The following is a 22,140-nucleotide window of genomic DNA, read 5'->3' on the forward strand; positions in this document are numbered from 1 at the left end:
GCGGATCGCCTGGATGCGGCGCCTTCACCGCCGCTGCGAACGTGCCGTCAGCGCCTTCACCAGGTGGGCTGGACAAAGGCGTTGACGGCTTGTCGGGCATCCAGAGGATGAGTGGACCCGCGCGGTCAGGCTTCGAGCCGACGGGGGACGGCGCTCGGGCGCCGTCCCCCCGGGTCCGGGATGCGGTGGTCGAGGGTGATCATGCCGGCGCCGAGCAGTTCGGCGATCCGGGTGATCGAGCGGCCGGGCCGTTTCACCGGTGATCCGGACGGCCGTGATGTGTCGGCTGCAGCGCGTTGGCGAACACGTAGTCCGCGACGTTGGTACCGATCTCCCTCCCGTCCTCGGCGTCCCAGCGGAAGTGCGCGCCCAGCCAGAGTCGGCTGAACTCGCCCTCCTCGGCGACCTGGCTGAAGCTGTTCATCTGGCGGTACGCCACGAGGGTGTGCGGGTCCTCGGAGTGCGCGGTGAACGAGGCGTCGTCACGGTCGAAGAAGTGCTGCATCGCAGTTGCCCACGCAGCCGTGAAGTTGGCGTGCCCGGAGGTCCAGGCGGGGAAGCACGGGGTCCACGGTGTCCCCGAGCGGTCTGAGGTGAGGGGCTGCCAGTTCGCGTTCGCGCCGCCCGTCGCCTGGACCGCGGACACTGGGCGCCACTCATTGATCGGGGAGTCGAGCTTGCTGTCCCAGGCCGCGATCCCGGCATCCGCCAACGACAGCGCCGACAGCGCGAACAAGTGGGTGGTCTCGTACGTGTCGAGCTTGAACTTCTTGGCGACGGTCCCGGTCAGCTCGAGCAGTTGCCCCGGGGGGTGGTAGGTGCCGTTCAGGTCGTGGTCCCAGAACCAGCCGACGACGGTCTGATCGTAGGTGCGCTCGGTGGAGTCGACGGCACCGACCCGTCGCACCTCGTCGACCTGGCGCGCGTACTCCGGGCTGGCCAGCATTTCGTCGTAGGACGTGAAGCCCCGCAGGGTCGGAGGCCGGAACTGCGAGCCGGAGCGGAGCACGAACGGCTTCACCTTGCCCCAGTTCGGGGTCACCGCGTCGCTCGGCTCCTTGCAGGCGCCTTCGTCAGGCGTCGCCTCTTCGCCCGTCGGCCGCCAGGCTCCAGGGGTGGTGGTGTCACCGTCGTAGACATCCGGGTTGTCCGAGCCGTCGTCCGCCCGGGCTCTGTTGATCTGCCTCACCACGCGGTCGACCACGAGGCGGTCGAGGGGGTCGTAGGAGTGGGGGGAGCGGCCGGTCCGGGCCTCGTACCGGGCGTCGATGTAGGCCTGATCGCCCGGGTACAGCTCGGAAATCATTCGGTACGCCGTGCGGTCGATCAGCCGCTCTTCTTCGTTCGGATGCGGCCGCGACGATCTGTCGGCGTACTTCACCGGCTTGCTGAGGTACGGCTGGTACTTCAGCGTTCCGTACGTGTATTGATAGGCGCTCTCGGCGTTGTAGATCGCCGCGAAGACCATCGCCCCGGACCGGGAGAGTTTGCCGGGCGAGGCGTCCGAGCCCCGCGCATTGCGGAACGTCTGCAGCAGGACCTTGTTCCAGTACTGCGTCGGATCGTCCTCGTGCCGTGCCACGGCGGCGGCCTGCGGCGCACCGGCCGCCACCGGACTCAGCCCGGCGAGCAGGGCACCGGCCACGACGGCGGCCCGTAGCCGTCCCAGGCGCCTGCCGCCTCGGTACTTCAGGCGTGGGAGCACAGGCTCCGTGGACGACCGACGGCCATGATCGCGTTCGAGGGGCACGGCTTTCCTTTCGACGTCGCTGATCAGCAACGGCAGGGTAATGTCGGATATGCCGCGAATAAGGTGACCCACGCCGATCTATAGATGCTCTTACATTCATTCGGAGTCATGCGGAATTGACCATATGGACGTGATCGACAGCCAGTCGAGCTGTGACGGCCCAGGCGATTCCCGTCGCCCGCTCTGAGTACTGAAGGGCCAGGTCAGAGGAGAATTCCTCAGCCTGGCCCTTCGTCATTCCCGTACGAGCCCGCTCAGCGCGTCGGCGCTCTTCAGACGCAGCCGGGTACGGTGCTGGGGCTACCACAGTTGTTGGGCTGGTTGCCGGCGACGAGACTGGCCACCCGCGTCACCGTGCCGCTGGCGTTGAAGATGCCGCCACCGTCCGCACCCGTTCCCAGCGCCCGGTTGTTGGTCACCGGGCTGCTGGTGAGAGCCACCGTGCCGGAGGACGTGTTGAAGATGCCGCCACCGCGGGAGTTCGTGCCGTTGGCGGTGTTTCCGGTGACCGGGCTGCTGGTGAGCTGCACCGCGCCGGAAATGTTGAAGACGCCGCCGCCCTGTGCGTTGTTACCGGTGGTGGTGTTGCCCGTGACCAGGCTTCCGTTCAGCTTCAAGGTTCCGGCTTGCGCGATGCCGCCGCCCTGCGCGTTGTTGCCGGTGACGTCGTTGCCGGTGACCGGGGTGCTGTTCAGCGTGACCGCCGTGCCGACGGCGGCGGCGATCCCGCCGGCCAGGGAGGTTGCGTGGTTGCCGGTGATCCTGCTTCCGTTGACGGTCGCCGTGCCGGAACCTCCGAACGGGCTGACGAATACGGCTCCGCCGGCCCCCGCCGTGTTGTTGGAGAGCGTGCTCCAGTTGACGCTCACCGTGCCGTTGTCGTTGTCGACGGCCCCACCAAAGGTGTCGGCGATGTTGGCGGTGAGCCTGGTGCTGTTCAGCGTCAGTGCGGGACCGGCGCCATTGAGCCAGATGGCACCGCCCCGGCCGTTGCCGAGGCTGGAGGACGCGTGACCGTTGCTGAGGGTCAGGGCATTGAGAGTGAGGTTTCCATTGGGGCCGTCGATTTCGAAGAAACGGAAATTGGCCGCGGTTACGGCTCGGGTGATGGTGTCGCCCACTCCGTTGATCGTGACGTTGCTCGTGATGACCGGCAGTCCGTTGTCGTCGTTGGGTGGTGTGGCGTCGGCAAGGGTGTAGGTGCAGCCGGGTCTGAGGTTGACCGTGCCGCCCACTGTGGCGACAGCGCCGATCGCGGCTTGCAGGTCGCTCTCGCTGCAGCTGGTCACGTTCACGATCAGCGCCCGGCCGGCGGCACGGGTGGTTCTGCCTTCCTCGGCGGAGGGAATGCCGAGCATCGGGCTGGCAGGCGCCGCGGCCGGCTGCGACACGCCGAGTAGGTCCGGACCCGGCGTGTCAGCTTGTGCGGTAGCGGGCGGCGTGACGACGCCGAAAGCGGCGAGGGTGAGTCCCATGAAAATGGGGGCGGTACGAGAGATGCTCAGACGCATCGGGGCTCCTTCGGGCGGATCGCGCATGTCGTTCCGGAAAGCAATACCGAAACATCAACAGAAATAATTAATGTCGGATTAATTAGCGGGAAGACAACACGCCCAGCTACGACCAGAATTCAGCCGAGAGGCCCTCGCCTGAATGGCCGCCGGTGACGCGGAGGTGTCCTTGCTCTCGCGCTCTGTCGGCGGAGGTGCGCAAACCGCCGACGCAGATACCCCCGGGGGCCCCAGCGGGCCGCGTCCCCCGCGCGTCCTGGCGGGAGGTCATCGGCGGGGCGGATCGGAGGACGATTCCCCGATCCGGCCCTGAGGCGTTTTCAGGTCTTTGCAGGGTTTTCGATTGACGCCGCGCGCGTTCGCCGGTGTACTCCCACGCATGCCGGATGCGGAAGCGACCCAGCAGTACCTGGAGACGAGGCTGTCCCAGTATCAGAAGTGGTACGACCGGAAAGCCGTCAGGATGAAGGCCATGCATCTCAGGATGCGGACCGTCTCCGTGGTCGGCGGCGCACTGGTCCCCGTGCTCGTGAACATCGACCTGCCGTTCGCCAGGATCACCGCCACGGTGCTCAGCCTGGTCGTCGTCGGCTCCGTGTCGCTGGAGAGCGTGTACCGGTACCGCGAGATGTGGAAGAACTACAGGTCGACGGAGCAACTCCTCGGCCACGAGCGGGTCTACTTCGAGACCGGGGTGGGGCCGTACGCCGGCCTCTCGGACACCGAGTCCTTCGCGAGGCTGGTGTCACGGGTGGAGAAGGCCATCGCCAACGAGAACTCCGCCACCTTGAACGTCATGACCCTGGGCGGTCAGGTGAACGCCGACCTCCAGGCCCAGTACGTCATCCCCGAAGCCCGGCAGGAACGCCGGGACCTCTAGAGCTTGATGTTCGCGATCATCGTCGCGAGGGAGTTGAGGAAACGGTTCACGTCGTCGGCGATCGAGCTGGACGCCAGGAAGAAGCCGAAGAGGGCCGCGACGATGGCGGGTCCTGCCTTGATGTGGTTGCCGCGGATCAGCACCACCAGGATGACCGCCAACAGAACCACCACTGACAGCGAAATGGCCACTACTGATCACACCTTCGGTCGTCCCCTGGTCGGCCCGGGGCGCACGGCCACGCACACCCCCACATGGACCATCCTCCCACCAACGGGCCCCACCTATCCGCCCCGTGACGAATCACCATCGTTCCGTTTCCGCCAACCACACGTGCACAAGGCATATTTCGGGCACGGGGCGGGGGTTACGGGGCGGTGAGGCCGAGCAGGGAGCGAACATGGGCGTACTTCGCGGCCAGCCGCTCGCGCGTGGGACCGTCCAGTACGGAGAGCCGAACGGGATCGGCGTTGTGCGCGAGGTCGGCCTCCTTGACCAGGAGGGCGCCGGGGGTGGCGAGGATCCGGGCCGTGTACTGCTCCACCGGTTCGCCGGGGTGTTTGGTGACGGCGAGGACGATGTCCTTCACGGACTGCGGGAGGGCGGCGGAATCCAGCCAGGTGAGGCTGAGGGCGTCGTCCTCGATCGCGTCGTGGAGCCAGGCCGCCGCCTGCTGCTCGGGACTGCCGCCGCGCACGCGGACTCCCTCGGCCACGGCCGCGAGGTGCTCCGCATACGGCCGGCCGGCCTTGTCGGTCTGCCCCTCGTGCGCGGTGCGGGCGAGGGCCTCGACCTCGATGAGGGTCAGGGGGCTGCTCGTCATGCGATCTCCCTTGCCGCTGCCTTGAGGGTCTGCGCGACCCGGTGCACATCCGCCTGCGTGGTACGCCAGTTGGAGAACGCGGCGCGCAGGGCGGGGGTTCCCCCGTAGACGGTCGGAGTGACGAAGACCTCGTCGGCCACGGCCTCGCGCAGGGCGGCGAGCCGGGCCTGGGTGGGGTCGGCGGCCAGGGTGAAGCAGACGACGTTGAGCCGGACCGGGGCGAGCAGGGTGAAGGCGGCGTCCTGGGAGAGGTGCTCCCCGAGGGCGCGGGCGCAAGCGATGTCCCGCTCGACGATCTCCCGGTGGCCCTGGCGGCCGTACGCGCGGAGCGTGAACCAGGCGGCGAGGGCGCGCAGCCGGTGGGAGTTCTCCGGGGTGAGGTGGACCAGGTCGGGGAAGTCGCCGAGGGGGCCGAGGTAGGCGGCGGCGTTCTGGAACACGCGGGCCTGGAGGTCCTGTCGGCGGGTGAACTGGACGGCGCTGTCGTAGGGGACGTTGAGCCACTTGTGCAGGTCGACGCAGAGGGAGTCGGAGGCGTCGAGGCCGTCCGCGAGGTGGGCGTGGTCCGGGGAGAGGGCCGCGAAGGCGCCGAAAGCGGCATCGGTGTGCAGCCAGAAGTCGTGGCGCTCGCGCAGGGACGCGACGGCCCGGAGGTCGTCGAAGTCGACCGTGTTGACCGTGCCCGCGTTGGCGACGACCACGGCCGGGCCGGGCGTGTCGGTCAGGGCCCGCTCCAGTGCGGCCGGGTCGACGGCCTCGCGGCCGGGCAGGGTCGGGACCTTGACGAGCGAACCCCGGCCGAGGCCGAGGACCGACAGGGCCTTGGCGATGGAGGAGTGCGGGGCGCCGGAGAGCACGCGGACGGGGCCGAGGGCGGCGACGCCGTCCTCGGCCGGGGCGACGCCGAGGCGTTCCCCGAGCCATTCGCGGGCTATGGCGAGGCCGGTGGTGTTGGACATCGTGGCGCCGCTGACGAAGGTGCCGGTGTGGGCGTCGGAGAGGTGGAAGAGCTCGCGGAGCCAGCCGACGGTCTCGCGCTCGAGGTCCTGGCCCGCGCCGTCGAGGGCCGAGTTGGAGTTCTGGTCGTAGGCGGCGGTCAGCCAGTCCCCGGCGAGGGCGGCGGGGGTGGCGCCGCCGGTGACGAAGCCGAGGTAGCGGGGCCCGGCGGAGGCCGACAGCCGGGGCTCCCAGCGGTCCTGGAACGCGGCGAGGGCCGCTTCCGTGCCGGCGCCGTGCTCCGGGAGGGGCTCGAGGCCGTCCGGCTTTCCGGCGGGCGGTACGACGGGACGCGCGTCCAGGGCGGACAGCGCGTCGGCGGCGGCGCGACGGGTGATGTCGAGGAGGTCGGGGAGCCGGGCGAGGTCGGCGGCGAGCGTGCGGTCCATGGAAGCACGTTAGGCGCAGCCGGGGTGGCGGGGGCGGGCCAATCCGGGGTGATTGGCCCGCCCCTGACCGCCCGCCCCTGACCGGCCGCCCCTGACCGCCCGCGCTGACCGCCCGCCCTGACCGGCCCGTCCCCAACGGCCGGCGCAGGCCGGGTCAGGCCGCCGCTCCGGCGTGCGCCGGGGCCGGGCGTGCGGTGAGCGCCGTCATCCGGGCGGCGATGGCAGCGGCGGAGCCGTGCGCCAGCCGGTCCGCGATCAGGCCGTCGGCGAGGAAGAGCACCTGGTCGGCGTGGGCCGCGGCGACCGGGTCGTGGGTGACCATCACGACGGTGGCGCGCAGGGAGTCGACGGCGGTCCGGAGCAGTCCGAGCACCTCGGCCGCGGTGGTGGTGTCGAGGGCGCCGGTGGGTTCGTCGGCGAAGACCACGTCGGGGCGGGTGACGAGGGCGCGGGCGATGGCGACACGCTGCTGCTGGCCGCCGGAGAGCTCTGCGGGGCGGCGCCGGCCCTTGCCCTCCAGGCCGACGCGGGTGAGCAGGTCGGCCGCCCGGTCCCGGTCGTGGCCGGTGGAGCGGCCTGTGGCGAGCCGCGTCGGGAGCAGCACGTTCTGTTCGACGGTGAGGGAGGGCAGCAGGTTGAAGGCCTGGAAGACGAAGCCGAGGCGGCTGCGGCGCAGTTCGGTGAGCTCGTTCTCGTCCATGCCGGTGATCTCGGTTCCGCCGAGGCGGACGGAGCCCTCGGTGGGCACGTCGAGTCCTGCGGCGCACTGGAGGAAGGTGGACTTGCCGGAGCCGGAGGGGCCCATCACGGCGGTGAAGCTGCCGCGCGGCAGGCTCAGGTCGATCCCGCGCAGCGCGTGCACGGCGCCGGCCCCGTTCCCGTACTGGCGCCGTACGCCGCGCAGCTCCACGGCGGCCGAGGTGCCGGGCCCCTCGGCCGTCTCGTCGTGCCGCCGCTTGGTTCGCCGGATCCCCATGGTGTGCAGCCTTCCGTGACGTCGCTGTTCGTGGTGCCGACGCTACGGATCATGGCGGGGCGGCGGCCATGACGGCGCCCGGCGGAACGGGGGTGGGGCAAACCCCACCCCGGTCAGGGGGAGCGGCGGATCAGCAGCAGCGCGCGGTCGTCGTTGACGTCCTTGGCGACCTTTTCGATCAGGTGCCAGGCGGCGCCCTCCCAGCCGGCGGCGACGTAGCGGTCGGCTTCGCCGGTGAGGCGGTCCATGCCCTCGCTGATGTCGCGGTCGGCCGTCTCGACCAGGCCGTCGGTGAAGAGCATCAGGACGTCGCCGCGGCGGAGGTTCCCGCGGGCGGGGGTGAACTCGGCGCCGTCGTAGACGCCGAGCAGCGGGCCCTCACCGGTCTTCTCCTGCCAGCGGCCGGTGCCCGCGGAGAGCTGGAGGGCGGGGAGGTGGCCGGCGGAGAGGAGTTCGTAGTCGCCGGTCGCCAGGTCCAGGACGAGGTGGATGGAGGTGGCGAAGCCCTCGTCCCAGTCCTGGCGGAGCAGGTAGCCGTTGGCGGCGGGCAGGAAGCCGTGCGGTGGCAGCGCGCCGAGCAGGCCGCCGAAGGCGCCGGACAGCAGCAGGGCCCGGGAGCCCGCCTCCATTCCTTTGCCGGAGACGTCGGTCAGGACGATCTCCAGGGTCCGGCCGCCGTTGGTGCGTGCCGCGACGACGAAGTCACCGGAGAACGACTGGCCGCCGGCCGGGCGCAGCGCCATCTCGCGGTGCCAGCCGCGGGGCAGGGCGGGCAGCTTGCTCTGGACGCGGATCCGTTCGCGCAGGTCGAAGAGCATGGTGCCGCCGCGCCGCCAGGGCACGCCGACCCGGCTGCGGAACTGGGCGATGACCAGCCCGAAGAAGCCGCAGGCCGCGACGACGAGGACGGTACCGGGGGTGACCCGCGCCGGGCCCTGGGTGTAGGGGCCGAGCACCAGGGCCTCGACGATCAGCGCGGCCGCGGAGGCGGCGTACAGCGCGAGGAGGCTGGCGGGGCGCAGCAGCAGGCCGCCGGCCACGATCGGCAGGACGAGCGCCGACGGCGAGAACCAGACGGGCAGCATCAGGGTGCCGCAGGCGATGGCGGGGACGGTGGCCAGCAGGCCGGCGAAGGCGAGCCAGTCCGAGGCGTCGCCGCGGAAGTAGTCGACGGCTGATTTGCGCAGGGCGGTGCGCGCCCGGCGCGACAGCATGCGCATCCGGGCCATGAGGGATTCCACGCGTGCTCCGGCCATTGCTTCGGGACCTTATCCATCCCGGCTGTGGATGCGCAGGGGTACCCCTGGACCTGAGGTCCGACGGCGCCCGAAAACAGGTCGACTGCAACGGAATGCCCTGATAGGGATGAGCGTATGGCTCTTGAGATGCGCGTATTACAGGCCGATGAGTGGGATGTCTGGTACGACCACCTGGAACTGGCCTTCGGCGGTGTGCCCGATTCCCCGCAGGAGCGACCGCTGTACAAGTCGCTGACGGAGACGGAACGTTCGCTCGGTGTCTGGGACGGCGCCACGTGCGTGGGCTCGGCCGGATCCTTCGCTTTCCGCCTCTCCGTGCCGGGCGGGGCGATCGTCCCGGCGGCCGGCGTGACGACGGTGGGCGTCTCCCCCACCCACCGGCGGCGCGGGGTGCTCAGGTCCCTGATGCACCGGCAGCTGGACGACATCCGGGCGGGTGGCGAACCGCTCGCCGTGCTGACGGCCTCGGATCCGGCGATCTACGGGCGCTTCGGCTACGGCACGGCGACGTACGCCCTGGGCGTGGACATCGACACGACGCGGGTACGGCTCACCGTGCCGCCGGGGACGGACGAGGTGCGGCTGCGCCTGGTCGACCCGGAGGGCGCGCTGGCCGACTGCGAGCGGGTCTACGCGGCGCTGGTCCCCCTGCGCCCCGGGATGCCGGCCCGGCAGCCGGGCTGGGAGCGGCACGCACTGCTGGACGGGCCCGCGCTGCGCGGCGGCGGGTCGGCACTCAAGTGCGTGGTGGCGGAAGGGGAGGACGGCGAGGTGGTGGGGTACGCCCGCTACCGGGTCAAGCCCGACTGGGACCACACCGGCTCGGACGGCAAGGTCGAGGTCGCCGACCTCGACGCGCTGGACCCGGCTGCGTACGCGGCGCTGTGGCGCTACCTCTTCGAGATCGACCTGACGTGGGCGGTACGGGCGAAGTCCCGGCCGCTCGACGACCCGCTGCTGCACCTGGTCAGCGACGTCCGGCGGTCGCGGACGCGTCTGCGGGACTCGCTGCACGTACGGCTCGTCGACCTGCCGGCCGCGCTGGAGGCGCGGACGTACGGGGCCCCGGCGGACGTGGTCCTGGACGTCGAGGACGCGTTCTGCCCGTGGAACGGGGGCCGGTGGCGGCTGACCGCCGACGGGAAGGGCGCCGCCTCCTGCACGCGGACCGAGGAGCCGGCGGAGCTGGCGCTGTCGGTCCGGGAGCTGGGATCGGCGTACCTCGGCGGGATCACCCTCACCTCACTGGCGGCGGCGGGCCTGGTGCGCGAGCTGCGCGGGGGCGCCCTGGCCGAGGCCTCGCGGGCCTTCGCGGGGGACGTGGCCCCCTGGCTCCCGCACGGCTTCTAGCGGGACTGGCAGCCCGGGCACCAGAAGAGGTTGCGGGCGGCGAGACCGGCGGTGCGGACCTCGCCCCCGCAGATGTGGCAGGGCATGTTCGCCCTCCGGTAGACGTACACCTCGCCGCCGTGGTCGTCCACCCGCGGCGGGCGGCCCATGGCCTCGGGCAGGTGCTCGTCGCGGACGGTGTCGATCCGGTTGTTCCGCACGCCCTCGCGCATGAGCGCGGCGAGGTCCGCCCACATGGCGTCCCACTCGGCGCGCGTGAGGTCCTTGCCCAGGCGGTACGGGTCGATGCCGTGCCGGAAGAGGACCTCGGCGCGGTAGACGTTGCCGACGCCCGCGACGATCTTCTGGTCCATCAGCAGGGCCGCGATCGTGGTGCGGGAGCGGGAGATCCGCTTCCAGGCCCGGTCCGGGTCGTCGGCGGGCCGCAGCGGGTCGGGGCCGAGCCGGTCGTGTATCGCCTTCTTCTCGCCCTCGCCGATCAGCGCGCAGGCGGTGGGCCCGCGCAGGTCGGCGTAGTGCTCCTCGTTCAGCAGGCGCAGCCGGACCGTGTCGGTCGCGGGCGGCGCCGGGGCGGGGCCGAAGCCGAGCTTGCCGAAGAGGCCGAGGTGGATGTGGATCCAGGCGTCGCCCAGCTCCAGGAAGAGGTGCTTGCCGTGCGCCTCCGCGCTCTCCAGCTCGCGCCCGTCGAGCAGGGCCGCGCTCTCCTCGAAGCGGCCCTGCGGGCTGCTGACCCGGACCGGGCGGGCGGCGAACCGCTCGGTGTGGTCCTGGGCGAGGCGGTGGATCGTATGCCCCTCGGGCACGGCACTGCTCCTACGTCTGGAAACGGCCGTGCCGCCGGGGACTCCGGCGGCACGGCGAAGCGGAAGATCAGCCCTGCGGGTGGTGGGCCGGGATCGGGGGCAGCTCGCCGGTCTGCTCGTAGGCGGAGAGCATCTCGATGCGGCGCGTGTGGCGCTCCTCGTCGGAGTACGGGGTCGCCAGGAAGGCCTCGATGAAGCTGACGGCCTCGTCCTGCGTGTGCATCCGGCCGCCGACGGAGATCACGTTGGCGTTGTTGTGCTCACGGCCGAGCTTCGCGGTGTCGACGCTCCAGGCGAGGATGGCGCGGACGCCCTTGACCTTGTTCGCGGCGATCTGCTCGCCGTTGCCGGAGCCGCCGATCACGATGCCGAGGCTGTCGGCGTCCGCGGCGGTCTTCTCCGCGGCGCGGAGGCAGAACGGCGGGTAGTCGTCCACCGCGTCGTAGATGTGGGGCCCACAGTCGACGGGCTCGTGGCCGTTGTTCTTGAGCCAGTCCACCAAGTGGTTCTTGAGCTCAAAGCCGGCATGGTCGGATCCGAGGTACACGCGCATGGGACGAGTGTGGCACGAACGGGCCCGGCAGCCCGCAGGGGGTGTCGCGTAAGTCACTTCTAAAGCTCAAGTAAACCCAAAGAACGCAGATGGGACAGGGGGGACCGCGGTTCTGGACGTTCGTCCCTACGCAACGATCCGGATTGGGGTCTTCCGCCCTGCGTTCATCTCAGGTTTGAATGCCGGGGCTCGCAACCCGAGAACCTAAGGATCCGTCCATGAGCTCCACGACGACCCTTCAGAAGGAAGGCAACCCCACCGGAAACAACGGTGAAGGTCAGCCCTCCGACGGTCTGAAGGCCGGTCTCAAGAACCGCCACCTGTCCATGATCGCCATCGGCGGTGTCATCGGCGCCGGCCTCTTCGTCGGCTCCGGTGGCGGCATCGCCAAGGCCGGCCCCGCCATCCTGATCTCCTACGCGCTGGTCGGCGCGATGGTCGTCTTCGTGATGCGGATGCTGGGCGAGATGGCCGCCGCCAGCCCGAACTCGGGCTCCTTCTCCGCCTACGCCGACCGCGCGCTCGGCCGCTGGGCCGGCTTCTCCATCGGCTGGCTGTACTGGTTCTTCTGGGTCGTCGTCCTGGCCGTGGAGGCCACCGCCGGTGCCTCGATCCTCGAAGGCTGGATCCCGGCCGTCCCGCAGTGGGCCTGGGCCCTGATCGTGATGGCGGTCCTGACCGCCACCAACCTCGGCTCCGTCGCCTCCTACGGTGAGTTCGAGTTCTGGTTCGCGGGCATCAAGGTCGTCGCCATCGGCGCCTTCGTGATCATCGGCATGCTGGCCGTCTTCGGTGTGCTGCCGGGCTCCGACAACCCGGGTGCGGGCTTCGCCCACCTGACCGACGCCGGCGGTTTCTTCCCGAACGGCTACGGCGCCGTCCTCACCGGCGTGCTGATGGTCGTCTTTTCCTTCATGGGCAGCGAGATCGTCACCCTCGCCGCCGGCGAGTCGGAGAACCCCCGCAAGGCGGTCACCCAGGCCACCAACTCCGTCATCTGGCGCATCGGCGTCTTCTACCTCGGCTCGATCTTCATCGTGCTGACGCTGCTCCCGTGGAACGACAAGTCGATCACCGAGAAGGGCTCGTACGTCGCCGCCCTCGACTCGATCGGCATCGCGCACGCCGGCACGATCATGGAGGTCATCGTCCTGACCGCCGTGCTGTCCTGCCTGAACTCGGGTCTCTACACCGCCTCCCGCATGGCCTTCTCGCTCGGTGAGCGCGGCGACGCCCCGAAGGCGTTCGCCAAGGTCAACTCCCGGGGCGTCCCGGTGGCCGCGATCCTGGGCTCCACGGTCTTCGGCTTCGTCGCCGTCTACTTCAACTACGCCTTCAAGGACACGGTCTTCAACTTCCTGCTGAACTCCTCGGGTGCCATCGCGCTCTTCGTCTGGCTGGTGATCTGCTTCACCCAGCTGCGGATGCGCGGGATCCTGGTCCGCGAGGCCCCGGAGAAGCTGACCGTGAAGATGTGGCTGTTCCCGTGGCTGACCTGGGCCACCGCCGCACTGATCATGTTCGTGATCGGCTACATGTTCGTGGACGACGCCAACCGCGAGGTGGTCACCCTGTCCACCCTGGTCGCCGGTGCGGTCGTGGCCGTCGGCGTGGTGCTGGACTTCCGCCGCAAGCGGGCCGCGCTGCAGGGCTGACCCCTGGTCGCGTACGTACGCCGGAGCCCGGCCCGCCTCACAGGCGGGCCGGGCTCCGGCGCGTCGGGGAACCGAACCGCTCAGCCGCGGCGGCCCGCCAGCTTCCAGGCGGACGGCAGGGCGCCCATCGCCAGGGCGGCCTTGAGCGCGTCGCCGATCAGGAACGGGGTCAGGCCCGCCGCGACGGCGGCGCTCAGGGACATGCCGGTGGCGGCCATCAGGTACGGCACGCCCACCGCGTAGATCACCGCGGAGCCGAGCACCATCGTGGCCGCCGTACGGGCCACCGAGCGGTCGGCGCCGCGCTGCGCGAGGGCTCCGACGAGGGTCGCGGCGAGCAGCATGCCGAGCACGTAGCCGAAGGAGGCGCCGCCCGCCCCGGAGGTGCCGTCCGCGAACCACGGCACGCCGGCCGCGCCGAGGAGGGCGTACAGGCCGAGCGAGAGGAAGCCGCGGCGGGCACCGAACGCGGTGCCGACGAGCAGCGCCGCGAAGGTCTGGCCCGTGACCGGGACCGGGGAGCCGGGGACCGGCACGGCGATCTGCGCGGCGAGCCCGGTGAGCGCGGCTCCGCCGACGACGAGCGCGAGGTCGCGGACGCGGCTCGCGGGCAGCAGATCGGCGAGGACGGCGCCGGGCCGGAAGGAGACGGAAGCGGTGCTCATCGGGGGCTCCGGAAGATCGTGGTGACTGGACGATCACCGACGTTAGTCCGCGGGCCGACGCCGTCCCACCGCCGCCCGACACAAAGGCATACTCCCCGGTTTGGTGGAGACCACACAAAGACCCCGACCCACACCCTCGTCGGCGTGATCCGCGTCACGGGGCAGATCCAACAGCACGTCCGTTTTGCACGGAAGGCCGCCGCTCAGTGAGACTGTAGGGTCCCGCCAATCCTGATGCGGAGTCCCCACCGCCGCTGGGCCGAACGAGAGTACGAGCACCCCCTCATGCGCGACAGCCTGCCCGAAGCTCCTCCCCTGACGGGCGACCTGCCCGCGGAACCCCTCAGCCACAGCCTCAAGCAGCGCCACCTGACCATGCTGGGCCTCGGCGGCGTGATCGGCGCCGGGCTCTTCGTCGGCTCCGGCGCCGGCATCGGCATCGCCGGTCCGGCGATCATCTGCTCCTACCTGCTCGCGGGCGTGCTCGCGATGCTGGTGATGCGCGCGCTCGGCGAGATGTCGGCCGCGATGCCCGCGTCCGGCTCCTTCTCGGTCTACGCGGAGAAGGCCCTGGGCCGCTGGGCCGGCTTCTCGGCGGGCTGGCTGTACTGGTTCCTGCTGGTCGTGGTGCTCGCGGTGGAGGCGACCGGCGCCGCGAAGATCGCGAACGGCTGGGTGCCCTCGGTCGACCAGTGGGTCTGGGTACTGATCTTCATGGTGGTCTTCACCGTGGCAAACCTGACCGCCGTGCGGAACTTCGGCGAGTTCGAGTTCTGGTTCGCCGCCCTCAAGGTCGGCGCGATCGTGCTGTTCCTGATCCTCGGCACCCTCGCGATCTTCGGCGTGCTCCCGGACACCGACCCGGTCAGCACGGCCAACCTCACCGGCCACGGCGGCTTCTTCCCGGCCGGCATCGCCGGGGTCGTCGCCGGCATGCTCGCGGTCATCTTCGCCTTCGGCGGCCTGGAGGTCGTCACCATCGCGGCCGCCGAGTCCGACGACCCCGCCCGCTCCGTGGCCCGCGCCGTGCGCAGCGCGGTGTGGCGCATCCTCTTCTTCTACGTCGGCTCGATGCTGGTCATCGTGACCCTGCTGCCGTGGGACTCGCTGAAGCCGGGGATGAGCCCGTACGTGGCCGTCCTCGACTCCATCGGCATCCCGGCGGCCGGCCAGATCATGAACATCGTGGTGTTCGTGGCGCTGCTGTCGGCGCTGAACGCGAACCTGTACGGGTCCTCGCGCATGGTGTTCTCGCTGGCCGAGCGCGGCGAGGCGCCGAGGGCGCTGCTGAAGGTCTCGGGCGGCGGGGTGCCGCTGCGCGCGGTGTTCGCCTCGGTGGCCTTCGGCTTCGTGTCGGTGGTCCTGAACCTGCTGTGGCCGGACACGATCTTCCTCTACATGCTCAACGCGGTCGGCGCGGTGCTGCTGTTCGTGTGGGCCCTGATCGCCGTCTCGCAGCTCAAGCTGCGCCGTGTGATCGAGCGGGACATGCCCGAGCGCCTGACGCTGCCGATGTGGCTGTTCCCGTACGCGACGTGGGCGGCGCTGCTGGGTATGGCGGCGGTGCTGGTCCTGATGCTGTTCGACGACTCGGCCCGGCCGCAGCTGCTGTGGTCCTCGGGCGCCGCCACCCTCGTCCTCGTGGTGGCGTGGGTGCGGGAGATCCGGGCCCGCAGGGCCTGAAACCGGACCCGGCCCACGGGGCCGATGACGGCCAGGACCCCCGCGCCGCCGCGCGGGGGTCCTGGCCGTTGTCAGGTGCGCAGGTAGGAGGCCCCGTTGACGTCGAGGACCGTGCCCGAGCTCCAGACCGCGCCGGGGGAGGCCAGGTAGAGCACGGCGGAGGCGATCTCCCGCGGGTCCGCGACACGGCCGAAGGGGCTCTGCGCCCGGATGTCCGCGCCCTCGGGCCCCTCCAGCCGGCCGGCGACGCGCTCGGTGGCGACGAATCCGGGGGCCACGGAAGCGACGGCGATGCCGTGCGGGGCGAGGGAGACGGCGAGCGACTGGCCCAGGGCGTGCAGCGCGGCCTTGGTCGCGCCGTAGGCGGGGTGGTCGGGTTCGCCGCGGAAGGCGCCGCGCGAGCCGACGTTGACGATGCGTCCCTCGCGTCCCGCGTCGATCATGCGGCGGGCGACGCGGTGGGTCAGGTTGGCGGCGCCGAAGAGGTTCACCTCGGCGGTCCGCCGCCAGGCCTGCTGCCAGTCCTCGTAGGAGGTTTCGGGCAGCGGGTGGGCGAGCATCACGGCGGCGTTGTTGACCAGGACGTCCACGCCGCCGAGCGCCTCGTCCGCCCCGGCCGCCAGGGCCTCGACCCCGGCCGGGTCGGCGAGGTCCGCGGCGAGCAGTACGTGGCCCTCCCCCTCCAGCGAGGCGAGGGTCTCCTCCGCATCCGCCCGCCGGGCGGAGCAGTGCACGGCGACCCGGTCGCCCTGCCGGGCGAAGGCGGCCGCGATCGCCCGGCCGATGCCCCGGGAGGCGCCGGTGACGAGTACGCCCCGGCCGGTGTCGGGAAGCGGTGTCACGGTCCGGTCCATCGGTGGCCCCCTCGATCCGGTGTCTGCGGCGTCGCCGTGAGCGTACGGGCGTGATCACGAACCGTGAAGCCGACGTCCGGATATCGGACAGAAAACGTCCGGTGATCGGACACTCGGCAGAGTGGGGCACCTCGTCCCCTCTCCCCGCACACCGGACAGGCACACCCCTCGATGAGTCACAGCACCAGCACCCTGACACCCCCGGAAACACAGCGGACCGACGCCGGACCACCCCTCGGCAGCGGACTCAAGCAGCGCCACCTCTCGATGATCGCCCTCGGCGGTGTCATCGGCGCCGGACTCTTCGTCGGCTCCGGCGCCGGCATCGCCGCCGCCGGTCCCTCGATCGTGCTCGCGTACGCCGCGTCCGGGCTGCTCGTGATGTTCGTGATGCGGATGCTCGGCGAGATGTCCGCCGCCAACCCCGCCTCCGGCTCCTTCTCCGTTCACGCGGAGCGGGCGGTCGGCCCCTGGGCCGGATTCACCGTCGGCTGGATGTTCTGGACACTGCTGTGCGTGGGGGTGGCCATCGAGGCCATCGGCGCGGCGAACATCATGACCGGCTGGTTCCCGGGCACCCCCTCCTGGATGTGGGTGCTGGTCTTCATGGCGGTCTTCTGCGGGTCCAACCTGGCCGCCGTATCGAACTTCGGCGAGTTCGAGTTCTGGTTCTCCGCCCTCAAGATCGGAGCCATCGGGCTCTTCCTGGGCCTGGGCGTGCTGGCCGTCCTGGGCCTGCTGCCCGGTACCGGCTCCCCCGGCGCCGCGAACCTGCTGCACCACGACGGCGGCTTCCTCCCCAACGGGATGGACGGCCTGCTGGTCGGACTGCTGGCCTCGGTCGTCGCGTACGGCGGGCTGGAGACGGTGACCATCGCGGCCGCCGAGTCCGAGGACCCCGTGGGGGGCGTGGCCAGGGCCGTGAAGACGACCATGTGGCGGATCGCGATCGTCTACGTCGGCTCCATGCTCGTGATCGTCACGCTGCTCCCGTGGAACGACCCGGCGGTCACCGCCGACGGCCCGTACGCCGCCACCCTGGACAAGCTGGGCATCCCGGCGGCCGGCCAGATCATGAACGTGGTCATCCTGATCGCCCTGCTCTCCGCGATGAACGCCAACATCTACGGCTCCTCGCGCATGGCCTACTCCCTCGTCTCCCGCGGCCAGGGGCCCAAGGCCCTGGGCAAGCTCGCCGGCCGTGTGCCGCGCCGGGCGGTGCTCGCCTCCTCCGGCTTCGGCTTCGTCACCGTGCTGCTGTCCTACTGGTACCCGGACACCCTGTTCGCGTGGCTGCTGAACATGGTCGGCGGAGTCATCCTCGTCGTCTGGGGCTTCATCGCCGTCTCCCAGTTCGTGCTGCGCCGCCGGCTGGAGCGCGAGACCCCCGGGAAGCTGGTCGTGCGGATGTGGGGCTTCCCGTACCTGACCTGGGTGGCGCTGGCCGGGGTGGCCGGGGTGCTGGTCCTGATGGCCCTGGGCGAGGACACGCGGGTCCAGGTGATCTTCACCGGCGGGCTCACCGCCGCCCTCGCGGTGACCGGATACGTGATGCAGCGCCGGGCCGCGGCTGCCCGCTGACACCCGCTCGGCCAAAGGTCGGCCCCGTGCGTCCGCACGGGGCCGACCTGCGTTGTACAGAGGTATCCCTTACGTGTGAGGCGGAATAGATACTGCTAGCGTGCAGTTGCGCATTGATTGCAATAAGCAGTTGGCACGCCGAGGGGACCGGATAACACGCATGGCCATCTACACGCTTCCTGAGCTTCCGTACGACTACGCGGCGCTGGAGCCGGTGATCAACCCGCAGATCATCGAGCTGCACCACGACAAGCACCACGCGGCTTACGTCGCGGGCGCCAACACCACGCTGGAGCAGCTGGCGGAGGCACGCGACAAGGAGAACTGGGGTGCGCTGAACGGCCTGGAGAAGAACCTCGCCTTCCACCTCTCCGGCCACATCCTGCACAGCATCTACTGGCACAACATGGCCAGCCCGAAGACCGGCGAGGGAGGCGGCGTCCCCGACGAGAAGGACGGCCTGGGCGAGCTTCCGGCCGCGATCACCGAGTCCTTCGGCTCCTTCGCGAAGTTCAAGAAGCAGCTCACCTTCGCCTCCTCCGCGACGCAGGGCTCCGGCTGGGGCGTTCTCGCGTACGAACCGGTCAGCGGCCGCCTGGTCGTCGAGCAGGTCTACGACCACCAGGGCAACGTGGGCGTCGCCAGCACGCCGATCCTGGTCTTCGACGCCTGGGAGCACGCCTTCTACCTGCAGTACAAGAACCAGAAGGTGGACTTCATCGAGGCGATGTGGAACGTCGTCAACTGGCAGGACGTGGCCGGGCGCTACGCCGACGCCAAGGCGAACACCCCGCTGCTGATCCCCGCCAAGGGCTGATCGCGCCACCACAAGCCCGTCCGCCTCGTGATCGTCTTCTCAGCCTTCACGTGCGGGCGTGTCGAACGGAAGACCCCCGTGAGGACGTGACTCACGGGGGTCTTCTGTGTGTACCGGCAGGGCCTACTCGAAAGACGGGCCCTTGGTGCGGGTGCGCTTGATCTCGTAGAAGCCCGGGGTGGAGGCGACGAGCAGCGTGCCGTCCCACAGCCGGGCGGCCGCCTCGCCGCGCGGGGTCGGCGTGACGACCGGGCCGAAGAAGGCCACGTCGTCGCCGTCAGAGCCGGGCACCGAGATCACCGGGGTGCCGACCTCCTGGCCGACCCGGTCGATGCCGTTGTTGTGGGAGGCGCGCAGCACCTCGTCGTACTCGTCGGAATCGGCGTAGGCGAGCAGCTCGGCCGGCAGGCCGACCTCCTCCAGCGCGGCGGCTATGACCTCGCGGGTCGGGCCCAGGTCCTCGTTGTGGATGCGGGTGCCGAGCGCGGTGTACAGCTTGCCCGTGATCTCGTCACCGTGCTTCTGCTGAGCCGCTGTCACCACGCGCACCGGAGCCCAGCCCTTGGGGCCGAGCAGTTCGCGGTAGGACTCGGGCAGCTCGTCGAGCTTGTTCTCGTTGAGGACGGCCAGGCTCATCACGTGCCAGCGGACCTCGACGTCGCGGACCTTCTCGACCTCCAGCATCCAGCGCGACGTCATCCAGGCCCAAGGACAGAGCGGGTCGAACCAGAAGTCGACCGGGGTCCTCTCGCGCACCTGGGTGTCGGTCATGTCTCTCCTCAGTCCTGAGTCCTCAACCGGAAAGAAGGCGTCACCGGCGCGCCTTCTTTCGTCCCCAACCGGTCAGGAGTCGCACACATTCCCCATGCGAGGATTCTTCACAAGAACGCGATCACGCACGAAGGAGTGCAGGTGCCCGGAGAGAATCTGTCCCGCGACGAGGCCCGCGAGCGTGCCGGACTGCTGTCCGTCGACGGGTACGAGGTGGTCCTCGACATCAGGTCCGCCGTGGACGAGGCCGAACCGGCCGACGGCCCCCGGACCTTCCGCTCGGTGACCACCATCCGTTTCCGGGCCGCCGTGGCCGGCGCCTCCACCTTCGCGGACCTGATCGCCCCCTCGGTGAACTCCGTGACCCTCAACGGGCGCGCGCTGGACGCGGCCGCCGTCTTCGACGGGTCGCGGATCGCCCTGGACGGCCTGGCCGCCGAGAACGTGCTGGTGGTGGACGCGAACTGCGCGTACAGCCGGACCGGCGAGGGCATGCACCGCTTCGTGGACCCGGAAGACGGCGAGGTCTACCTCTACACCCAGTACGAGCCGGCGGACGCCCGGCGGGTGTACGCGAACTTCGAGCAGCCGGACCTGAAGGCGCCGTACCGCTTCGAGGTGGCCGCGCCCGAGGGCTGGCAGGTGTGGAGCAACGGCGCGGAGGAGTCCCGGGAGGGCGGGGTCTGGCGGTTCGCCGAGACCCAGCCGATCTCGACGTACATCACGTGCGTGGTGGCGGGCCCGTACCACTACGTGACGGACACCTACACCCGCGGGGACCTGACCATCCCGCTCGGCGCGATGTGCCGCAAGGGGCTGGCCAGGCACTTCGACGCGGACGACGTCTTCCTGGTCACCAAGCAGGGCTTCGACCTCTTCCACGAGCTGTTCGACTACCCGTACCCGTTCGGCAAGTACGACCAGGCCTTCGTGCCGGAGTACAACCTGGGCGCGATGGAGAACCCGGGGATGGTGACCTTCCGGGAGGAGTACATCTTCCGCGGCAAGGTCACGCAGGCCTCGTACGAGCGGCGCGCGAACGTGATCCTGCACGAGATGGCGCACATGTGGTTCGGCGACCTCGTCACCATGAAGTGGTGGGACGACCTGTGGCTCAAGGAGTCCTTCGCGGACTTCATGGGCTCCTTCGGGCTGGTCGAGGCGACCCGCTTCGACCAGGCGTGGGTCACCTTCGCCAACAGCCGCAAGGCGTGGGCCTACCGCGCCGACCAGCTGCCGTCCACGCACCCGATCACGGCCGACATCCGTGACCTGGAGGACGCGAAGCTGAACTTCGACGGGATCACGTACGCCAAGGGCGCGGCGGTCCTCAAGCAGCTGGTCGCCTACGTGGGGCGGGAGGCGTTCCTGGAGGGCGCGCGGCGCTACTTCAAGGCCAACGCGTACGGGAACACCACGCTGGACGACCTGCTGTCGGTGCTCGCGGAGGTCTCCGGGCGGGACATGGCCGAGTGGTCGCGGGCCTGGCTGCAGACGGCGGGGGTGAACGTGCTGACCCCGGTGGTGACCTGTGACGCGGGCGGACGCGTGACCGAGCTCGCGGTGGTGCAGGAGGGCGAGGAGCTTCGGCCGCACCGGGTCGCCGTCGGCCTGTACCGGCTGGAGTCCGACGGCACCCTGGTCCGCTACGCGCGGGCCGGGACGGACGTGTCGGGCGTGCGGACCGTGGTCGCGGAGCTGGCGGGCGAGGAGCGGCCCGACCTGGTCCTGGTCAACGACGAGGACCTCACGTACTGCAAGATCCGCTTCGACGAGACCTCGCTGGCCACGCTGCGGGCGCACCTGGGCGACCTCACGGACCCCCTCGCCCGGGCGCTGAGCTGGTCGGCGCTGTGGAACCTGACGCGGGACGGGCTGATGCCCGCGCGTGACTTCGTCTCGCTGCTGCTCGCGCACGCGGGACGGGAGACGGACGTCGGCGTGCTGCAGATGCTGCACGCGCAGGCGCTGAGCGCGGTCAAGCACTACGCGGCGCCGGACTGGCGCGAGCAGGGCGGCCGGGAGCTGGCGGCGGGCGCGCTGCACGAGCTGCGGCTTGCGGAGCCGGGGTCGGAGCACCAGCTGACGTGGGCCCGCTTCTTCGCCGCGAGCGCGGCGACGGAGGGCGACTTCCAGCTGCTGCTGGGGCTGCTGGACGGCTCGGCGCGGATCGACGGGCTGGAGGTGGACCAGGAGCTGCGCTGGGACTTCCTGCTGCCGCTGACCGCGCACGGCGCGGTCGACGAGGGCGTGCTCACCGCCGAACTGGCGCGGGACGACACGGCTTCGGGCAAGCGGCACGAGGTCCGGTGCCTGGCGGCGCGGCCGTCGGCGGCCGTGAAGGACCAGGCGTGGGCGGCGGTCGTCGAGTCGGACGCGCTGTCGAACGCGCTGGTGGAGGCGACGATCGCGGGTATGCAGCAGTCCTCGCAGCGGGGTCTGCTGGCGGCCTACACGGAGCGCTACTTCGAGGTGATCGAGCGGGTGTGGGCGGACCGGTCGATCCAGATCGCCATGGACGTGGTGAAGGGGCTGTACCCCGCCCTCCAGGACTCCGGGTCCACCGTGTCGGCGACGGACGCCTGGCTGTCCTCCCACCCGGACGCGGCCCCCGCCCTGCGCCGTCTGGTCCTCGAGTCCCGGGACGACCTGGCCAGGGCGCTGGGCGGCCAGGCCTGCGACGCGGCAGCCGGCAAGTAGCCCGCGGCGCCGTTGTCGGGGGCACTGCCCCCGACAACGGCGGCGCGCCGGGTCCCCCGGTCGGCGCAGCCCATCGGCAGTCGAACGCCCGTACTTTAGCCCCGGCTTGTCCCGATTTGCCGAC

20 protein-coding genes are annotated in these 22,140 nt (G+C 70.7%); 7 read left to right on the forward strand and 13 right to left on the reverse strand.

Going from position 1 to position 22,140, the window contains the following annotated elements:
* Positions 1-125: 125 nt before the first annotated feature.
* The 3 genes from OG429_RS14420 to OG429_RS14430 form a co-directional block, all read right to left on the reverse strand.
* On the reverse strand, positions 126-257 hold the full coding sequence (locus tag OG429_RS14420) for a hypothetical protein (protein ID WP_328925726.1): 132 nt from the start codon (positions 255-257) through the stop codon (positions 126-128).
* A complete protein-coding gene (locus OG429_RS14425; RefSeq protein WP_328925727.1) occupies positions 254-1,705 on the reverse strand; it encodes a vanadium-dependent haloperoxidase in 1,452 nt (483 codons plus the stop codon). Before OG429_RS14425 ends, OG429_RS14420 begins: the two co-directional genes overlap by 4 nt.
* Before the next feature lie 317 nt (positions 1,706-2,022).
* Positions 2,023-3,261, reverse strand: a complete 1,239-nt coding sequence (locus OG429_RS14430) for a right-handed parallel beta-helix repeat-containing protein (protein ID WP_328925728.1) — start codon at positions 3,259-3,261, stop codon at positions 2,023-2,025.
* A 379-nt stretch (positions 3,262-3,640) separates the two neighbouring features.
* On the opposite strand from OG429_RS14430, the gene OG429_RS14435 reads away from it, so the two are divergent.
* Positions 3,641-4,141 carry a DUF4231 domain-containing protein gene (locus tag OG429_RS14435; RefSeq protein ID WP_328925729.1) on the forward strand — a complete coding sequence of 167 codons (501 nt, stop codon included), beginning with the start codon at positions 3,641-3,643 and terminating at the stop codon, positions 4,139-4,141.
* Here OG429_RS14435 and OG429_RS14440 read toward each other — a convergent pair.
* From OG429_RS14440 to OG429_RS14460, 5 genes are all read right to left on the reverse strand, one after another.
* Positions 4,138-4,332, reverse strand: coding sequence for a hypothetical protein (locus OG429_RS14440; RefSeq protein WP_150519620.1), 195 nt, complete (start codon positions 4,330-4,332; stop codon positions 4,138-4,140). The two genes, OG429_RS14435 and OG429_RS14440, sit on opposite strands and share 4 nt — an antisense overlap.
* Before the next feature lie 176 nt (positions 4,333-4,508).
* Positions 4,509-4,964: an HD domain-containing protein gene (locus tag OG429_RS14445; RefSeq protein WP_328925730.1), complete on the reverse strand. Its 456-nt coding sequence runs from the start codon at positions 4,962-4,964 to the stop codon at positions 4,509-4,511.
* The gene (locus OG429_RS14450) at positions 4,961-6,349 is read right to left on the reverse strand and encodes a pyridoxal phosphate-dependent decarboxylase family protein (protein ID WP_328925731.1); all 1,389 of its coding nucleotides are present in this window, start codon (positions 6,347-6,349) and stop codon (positions 4,961-4,963) included. The genes OG429_RS14445 and OG429_RS14450 overlap by 4 nt, the downstream gene beginning before the upstream one ends.
* A 154-nt stretch (positions 6,350-6,503) precedes the next feature.
* Entirely contained in the window at positions 6,504-7,325 is an 822-nt protein-coding gene (locus OG429_RS14455) for an ABC transporter ATP-binding protein (RefSeq protein ID WP_328925732.1), read from the reverse strand.
* Between the two features lie 113 nt (positions 7,326-7,438).
* Positions 7,439-8,581 (reverse strand): PP2C family protein-serine/threonine phosphatase, encoded by a 1,143-nt coding sequence (locus tag OG429_RS14460; RefSeq protein WP_328925733.1) that lies wholly within the window; start codon positions 8,579-8,581, stop codon positions 7,439-7,441.
* Between the two features lie 117 nt (positions 8,582-8,698).
* On the opposite strand from OG429_RS14460, the gene OG429_RS14465 reads away from it, so the two are divergent.
* Positions 8,699-9,934, forward strand: a complete 1,236-nt coding sequence (locus OG429_RS14465) for a GNAT family N-acetyltransferase (protein ID WP_328925734.1) — start codon at positions 8,699-8,701, stop codon at positions 9,932-9,934.
* Here OG429_RS14465 and OG429_RS14470 read toward each other — a convergent pair.
* Together OG429_RS14470 and OG429_RS14475 are read right to left on the reverse strand one after the other, a co-directional pair.
* Positions 9,931-10,737 carry an Fpg/Nei family DNA glycosylase gene (locus tag OG429_RS14470; RefSeq protein WP_328925735.1) on the reverse strand — a complete coding sequence of 269 codons (807 nt, stop codon included), beginning with the start codon at positions 10,735-10,737 and terminating at the stop codon, positions 9,931-9,933. The genes OG429_RS14465 and OG429_RS14470 overlap by 4 nt on opposite strands.
* A 67-nt stretch (positions 10,738-10,804) precedes the next feature.
* Positions 10,805-11,290: a ribose-5-phosphate isomerase gene (locus OG429_RS14475; RefSeq protein WP_328925736.1), complete on the reverse strand. Its 486-nt coding sequence runs from the start codon at positions 11,288-11,290 to the stop codon at positions 10,805-10,807.
* 218 nt (positions 11,291-11,508) lie between these two features.
* Between OG429_RS14475 and OG429_RS14480 the strand changes: the two genes are divergently transcribed.
* Positions 11,509-12,945 carry an amino acid permease gene (locus OG429_RS14480; RefSeq protein ID WP_328925737.1) on the forward strand — a complete coding sequence of 479 codons (1,437 nt, stop codon included), beginning with the start codon at positions 11,509-11,511 and terminating at the stop codon, positions 12,943-12,945.
* An 80-nt stretch (positions 12,946-13,025) separates the two neighbouring features.
* On the opposite strand, the gene OG429_RS14485 is transcribed toward OG429_RS14480, so the two are convergent.
* Positions 13,026-13,610 carry a biotin transporter BioY gene (locus OG429_RS14485; RefSeq protein ID WP_328925738.1) on the reverse strand — a complete coding sequence of 195 codons (585 nt, stop codon included), beginning with the start codon at positions 13,608-13,610 and terminating at the stop codon, positions 13,026-13,028.
* Between the two features lie 285 nt (positions 13,611-13,895).
* On the opposite strand from OG429_RS14485, the gene OG429_RS14490 reads away from it, so the two are divergent.
* Positions 13,896-15,293 (forward strand): amino acid permease, encoded by a 1,398-nt coding sequence (locus OG429_RS14490; protein WP_328925739.1) that lies wholly within the window; start codon positions 13,896-13,898, stop codon positions 15,291-15,293.
* Between the two features lie 71 nt (positions 15,294-15,364).
* Here the strand turns inward: OG429_RS14490 and OG429_RS14495 are convergent, their stop codons facing one another.
* Positions 15,365-16,147 (reverse strand): SDR family NAD(P)-dependent oxidoreductase, encoded by a 783-nt coding sequence (locus OG429_RS14495; RefSeq protein WP_328925740.1) that lies wholly within the window; start codon positions 16,145-16,147, stop codon positions 15,365-15,367.
* Between the two features lie 171 nt (positions 16,148-16,318).
* Between OG429_RS14495 and OG429_RS14500 the strand changes: the two genes are divergently transcribed.
* Together OG429_RS14500 and OG429_RS14505 are read left to right on the forward strand one after the other, a co-directional pair.
* Complete coding sequence (locus tag OG429_RS14500) at positions 16,319-17,728, forward strand: amino acid permease (protein ID WP_328925741.1); 1,410 nt, start codon at positions 16,319-16,321, stop codon at positions 17,726-17,728.
* A gap of 160 nt (positions 17,729-17,888) precedes the next feature.
* A complete protein-coding gene (locus OG429_RS14505; protein WP_328925742.1) occupies positions 17,889-18,545 on the forward strand; it encodes a superoxide dismutase in 657 nt (218 codons plus the stop codon).
* A gap of 123 nt (positions 18,546-18,668) precedes the next feature.
* Here the strand turns inward: OG429_RS14505 and OG429_RS14510 are convergent, their stop codons facing one another.
* Positions 18,669-19,316 carry a mycothiol-dependent nitroreductase Rv2466c family protein gene (locus OG429_RS14510; RefSeq protein ID WP_328925743.1) on the reverse strand — a complete coding sequence of 216 codons (648 nt, stop codon included), beginning with the start codon at positions 19,314-19,316 and terminating at the stop codon, positions 18,669-18,671.
* A 141-nt stretch (positions 19,317-19,457) separates the two neighbouring features.
* Here OG429_RS14510 and pepN point away from each other — a divergent pair, with 141 nt between their 5' ends.
* On the forward strand, positions 19,458-22,016 hold the full coding sequence (pepN, locus tag OG429_RS14515; protein ID WP_328925744.1) for an aminopeptidase N: 2,559 nt from the start codon (positions 19,458-19,460) through the stop codon (positions 22,014-22,016).
* Positions 22,017-22,140 lie beyond the last annotated feature (124 nt).

Source organism: Streptomyces sp. NBC_00190, assembly GCF_036203305.1.
GTDB lineage: Bacteria > Actinomycetota > Actinomycetes > Streptomycetales > Streptomycetaceae > Streptomyces.

Excerpts from the sequence above, each read along its gene's own strand:
- OG429_RS14490 (WP_328925739.1), top strand. The coding sequence starts at position 13,896 with ATGCGCGACAGCCTGCCCGAAGCTCCTCCCCTGACGGGCGACCTGCCC.
- OG429_RS14445 (WP_328925730.1), bottom strand. The coding sequence starts at position 4,964 with ATGACGAGCAGCCCCCTGACCCTCATCGAGGTCGAGGCCCTCGCCCGC.
- OG429_RS14475 (WP_328925736.1), bottom strand. The coding sequence starts at position 11,290 with ATGCGCGTGTACCTCGGATCCGACCATGCCGGCTTTGAGCTCAAGAAC.
- OG429_RS14485 (WP_328925738.1), bottom strand. The coding sequence starts at position 13,610 with ATGAGCACCGCTTCCGTCTCCTTCCGGCCCGGCGCCGTCCTCGCCGAT.
- OG429_RS14450 (WP_328925731.1), bottom strand. The coding sequence starts at position 6,349 with ATGGACCGCACGCTCGCCGCCGACCTCGCCCGGCTCCCCGACCTCCTC.
- OG429_RS14510 (WP_328925743.1), bottom strand. The coding sequence starts at position 19,316 with ATGACCGACACCCAGGTGCGCGAGAGGACCCCGGTCGACTTCTGGTTC.
- OG429_RS14465 (WP_328925734.1), top strand. The coding sequence starts at position 8,699 with ATGGCTCTTGAGATGCGCGTATTACAGGCCGATGAGTGGGATGTCTGG.
- OG429_RS14505 (WP_328925742.1), top strand. The coding sequence starts at position 17,889 with ATGGCCATCTACACGCTTCCTGAGCTTCCGTACGACTACGCGGCGCTG.
- OG429_RS14460 (WP_328925733.1), bottom strand. The coding sequence starts at position 8,581 with ATGGCCGGAGCACGCGTGGAATCCCTCATGGCCCGGATGCGCATGCTG.
- OG429_RS14435 (WP_328925729.1), top strand. The coding sequence starts at position 3,641 with ATGCCGGATGCGGAAGCGACCCAGCAGTACCTGGAGACGAGGCTGTCC.
- OG429_RS14430 (WP_328925728.1), bottom strand. The coding sequence starts at position 3,261 with ATGCGTCTGAGCATCTCTCGTACCGCCCCCATTTTCATGGGACTCACC.
- OG429_RS14455 (WP_328925732.1), bottom strand. The coding sequence starts at position 7,325 with ATGGGGATCCGGCGAACCAAGCGGCGGCACGACGAGACGGCCGAGGGG.
- OG429_RS14495 (WP_328925740.1), bottom strand. The coding sequence starts at position 16,147 with ATGGACCGGACCGTGACACCGCTTCCCGACACCGGCCGGGGCGTACTC.
- OG429_RS14480 (WP_328925737.1), top strand. The coding sequence starts at position 11,509 with ATGAGCTCCACGACGACCCTTCAGAAGGAAGGCAACCCCACCGGAAAC.
- OG429_RS14500 (WP_328925741.1), top strand. The coding sequence starts at position 16,319 with ATGAGTCACAGCACCAGCACCCTGACACCCCCGGAAACACAGCGGACC.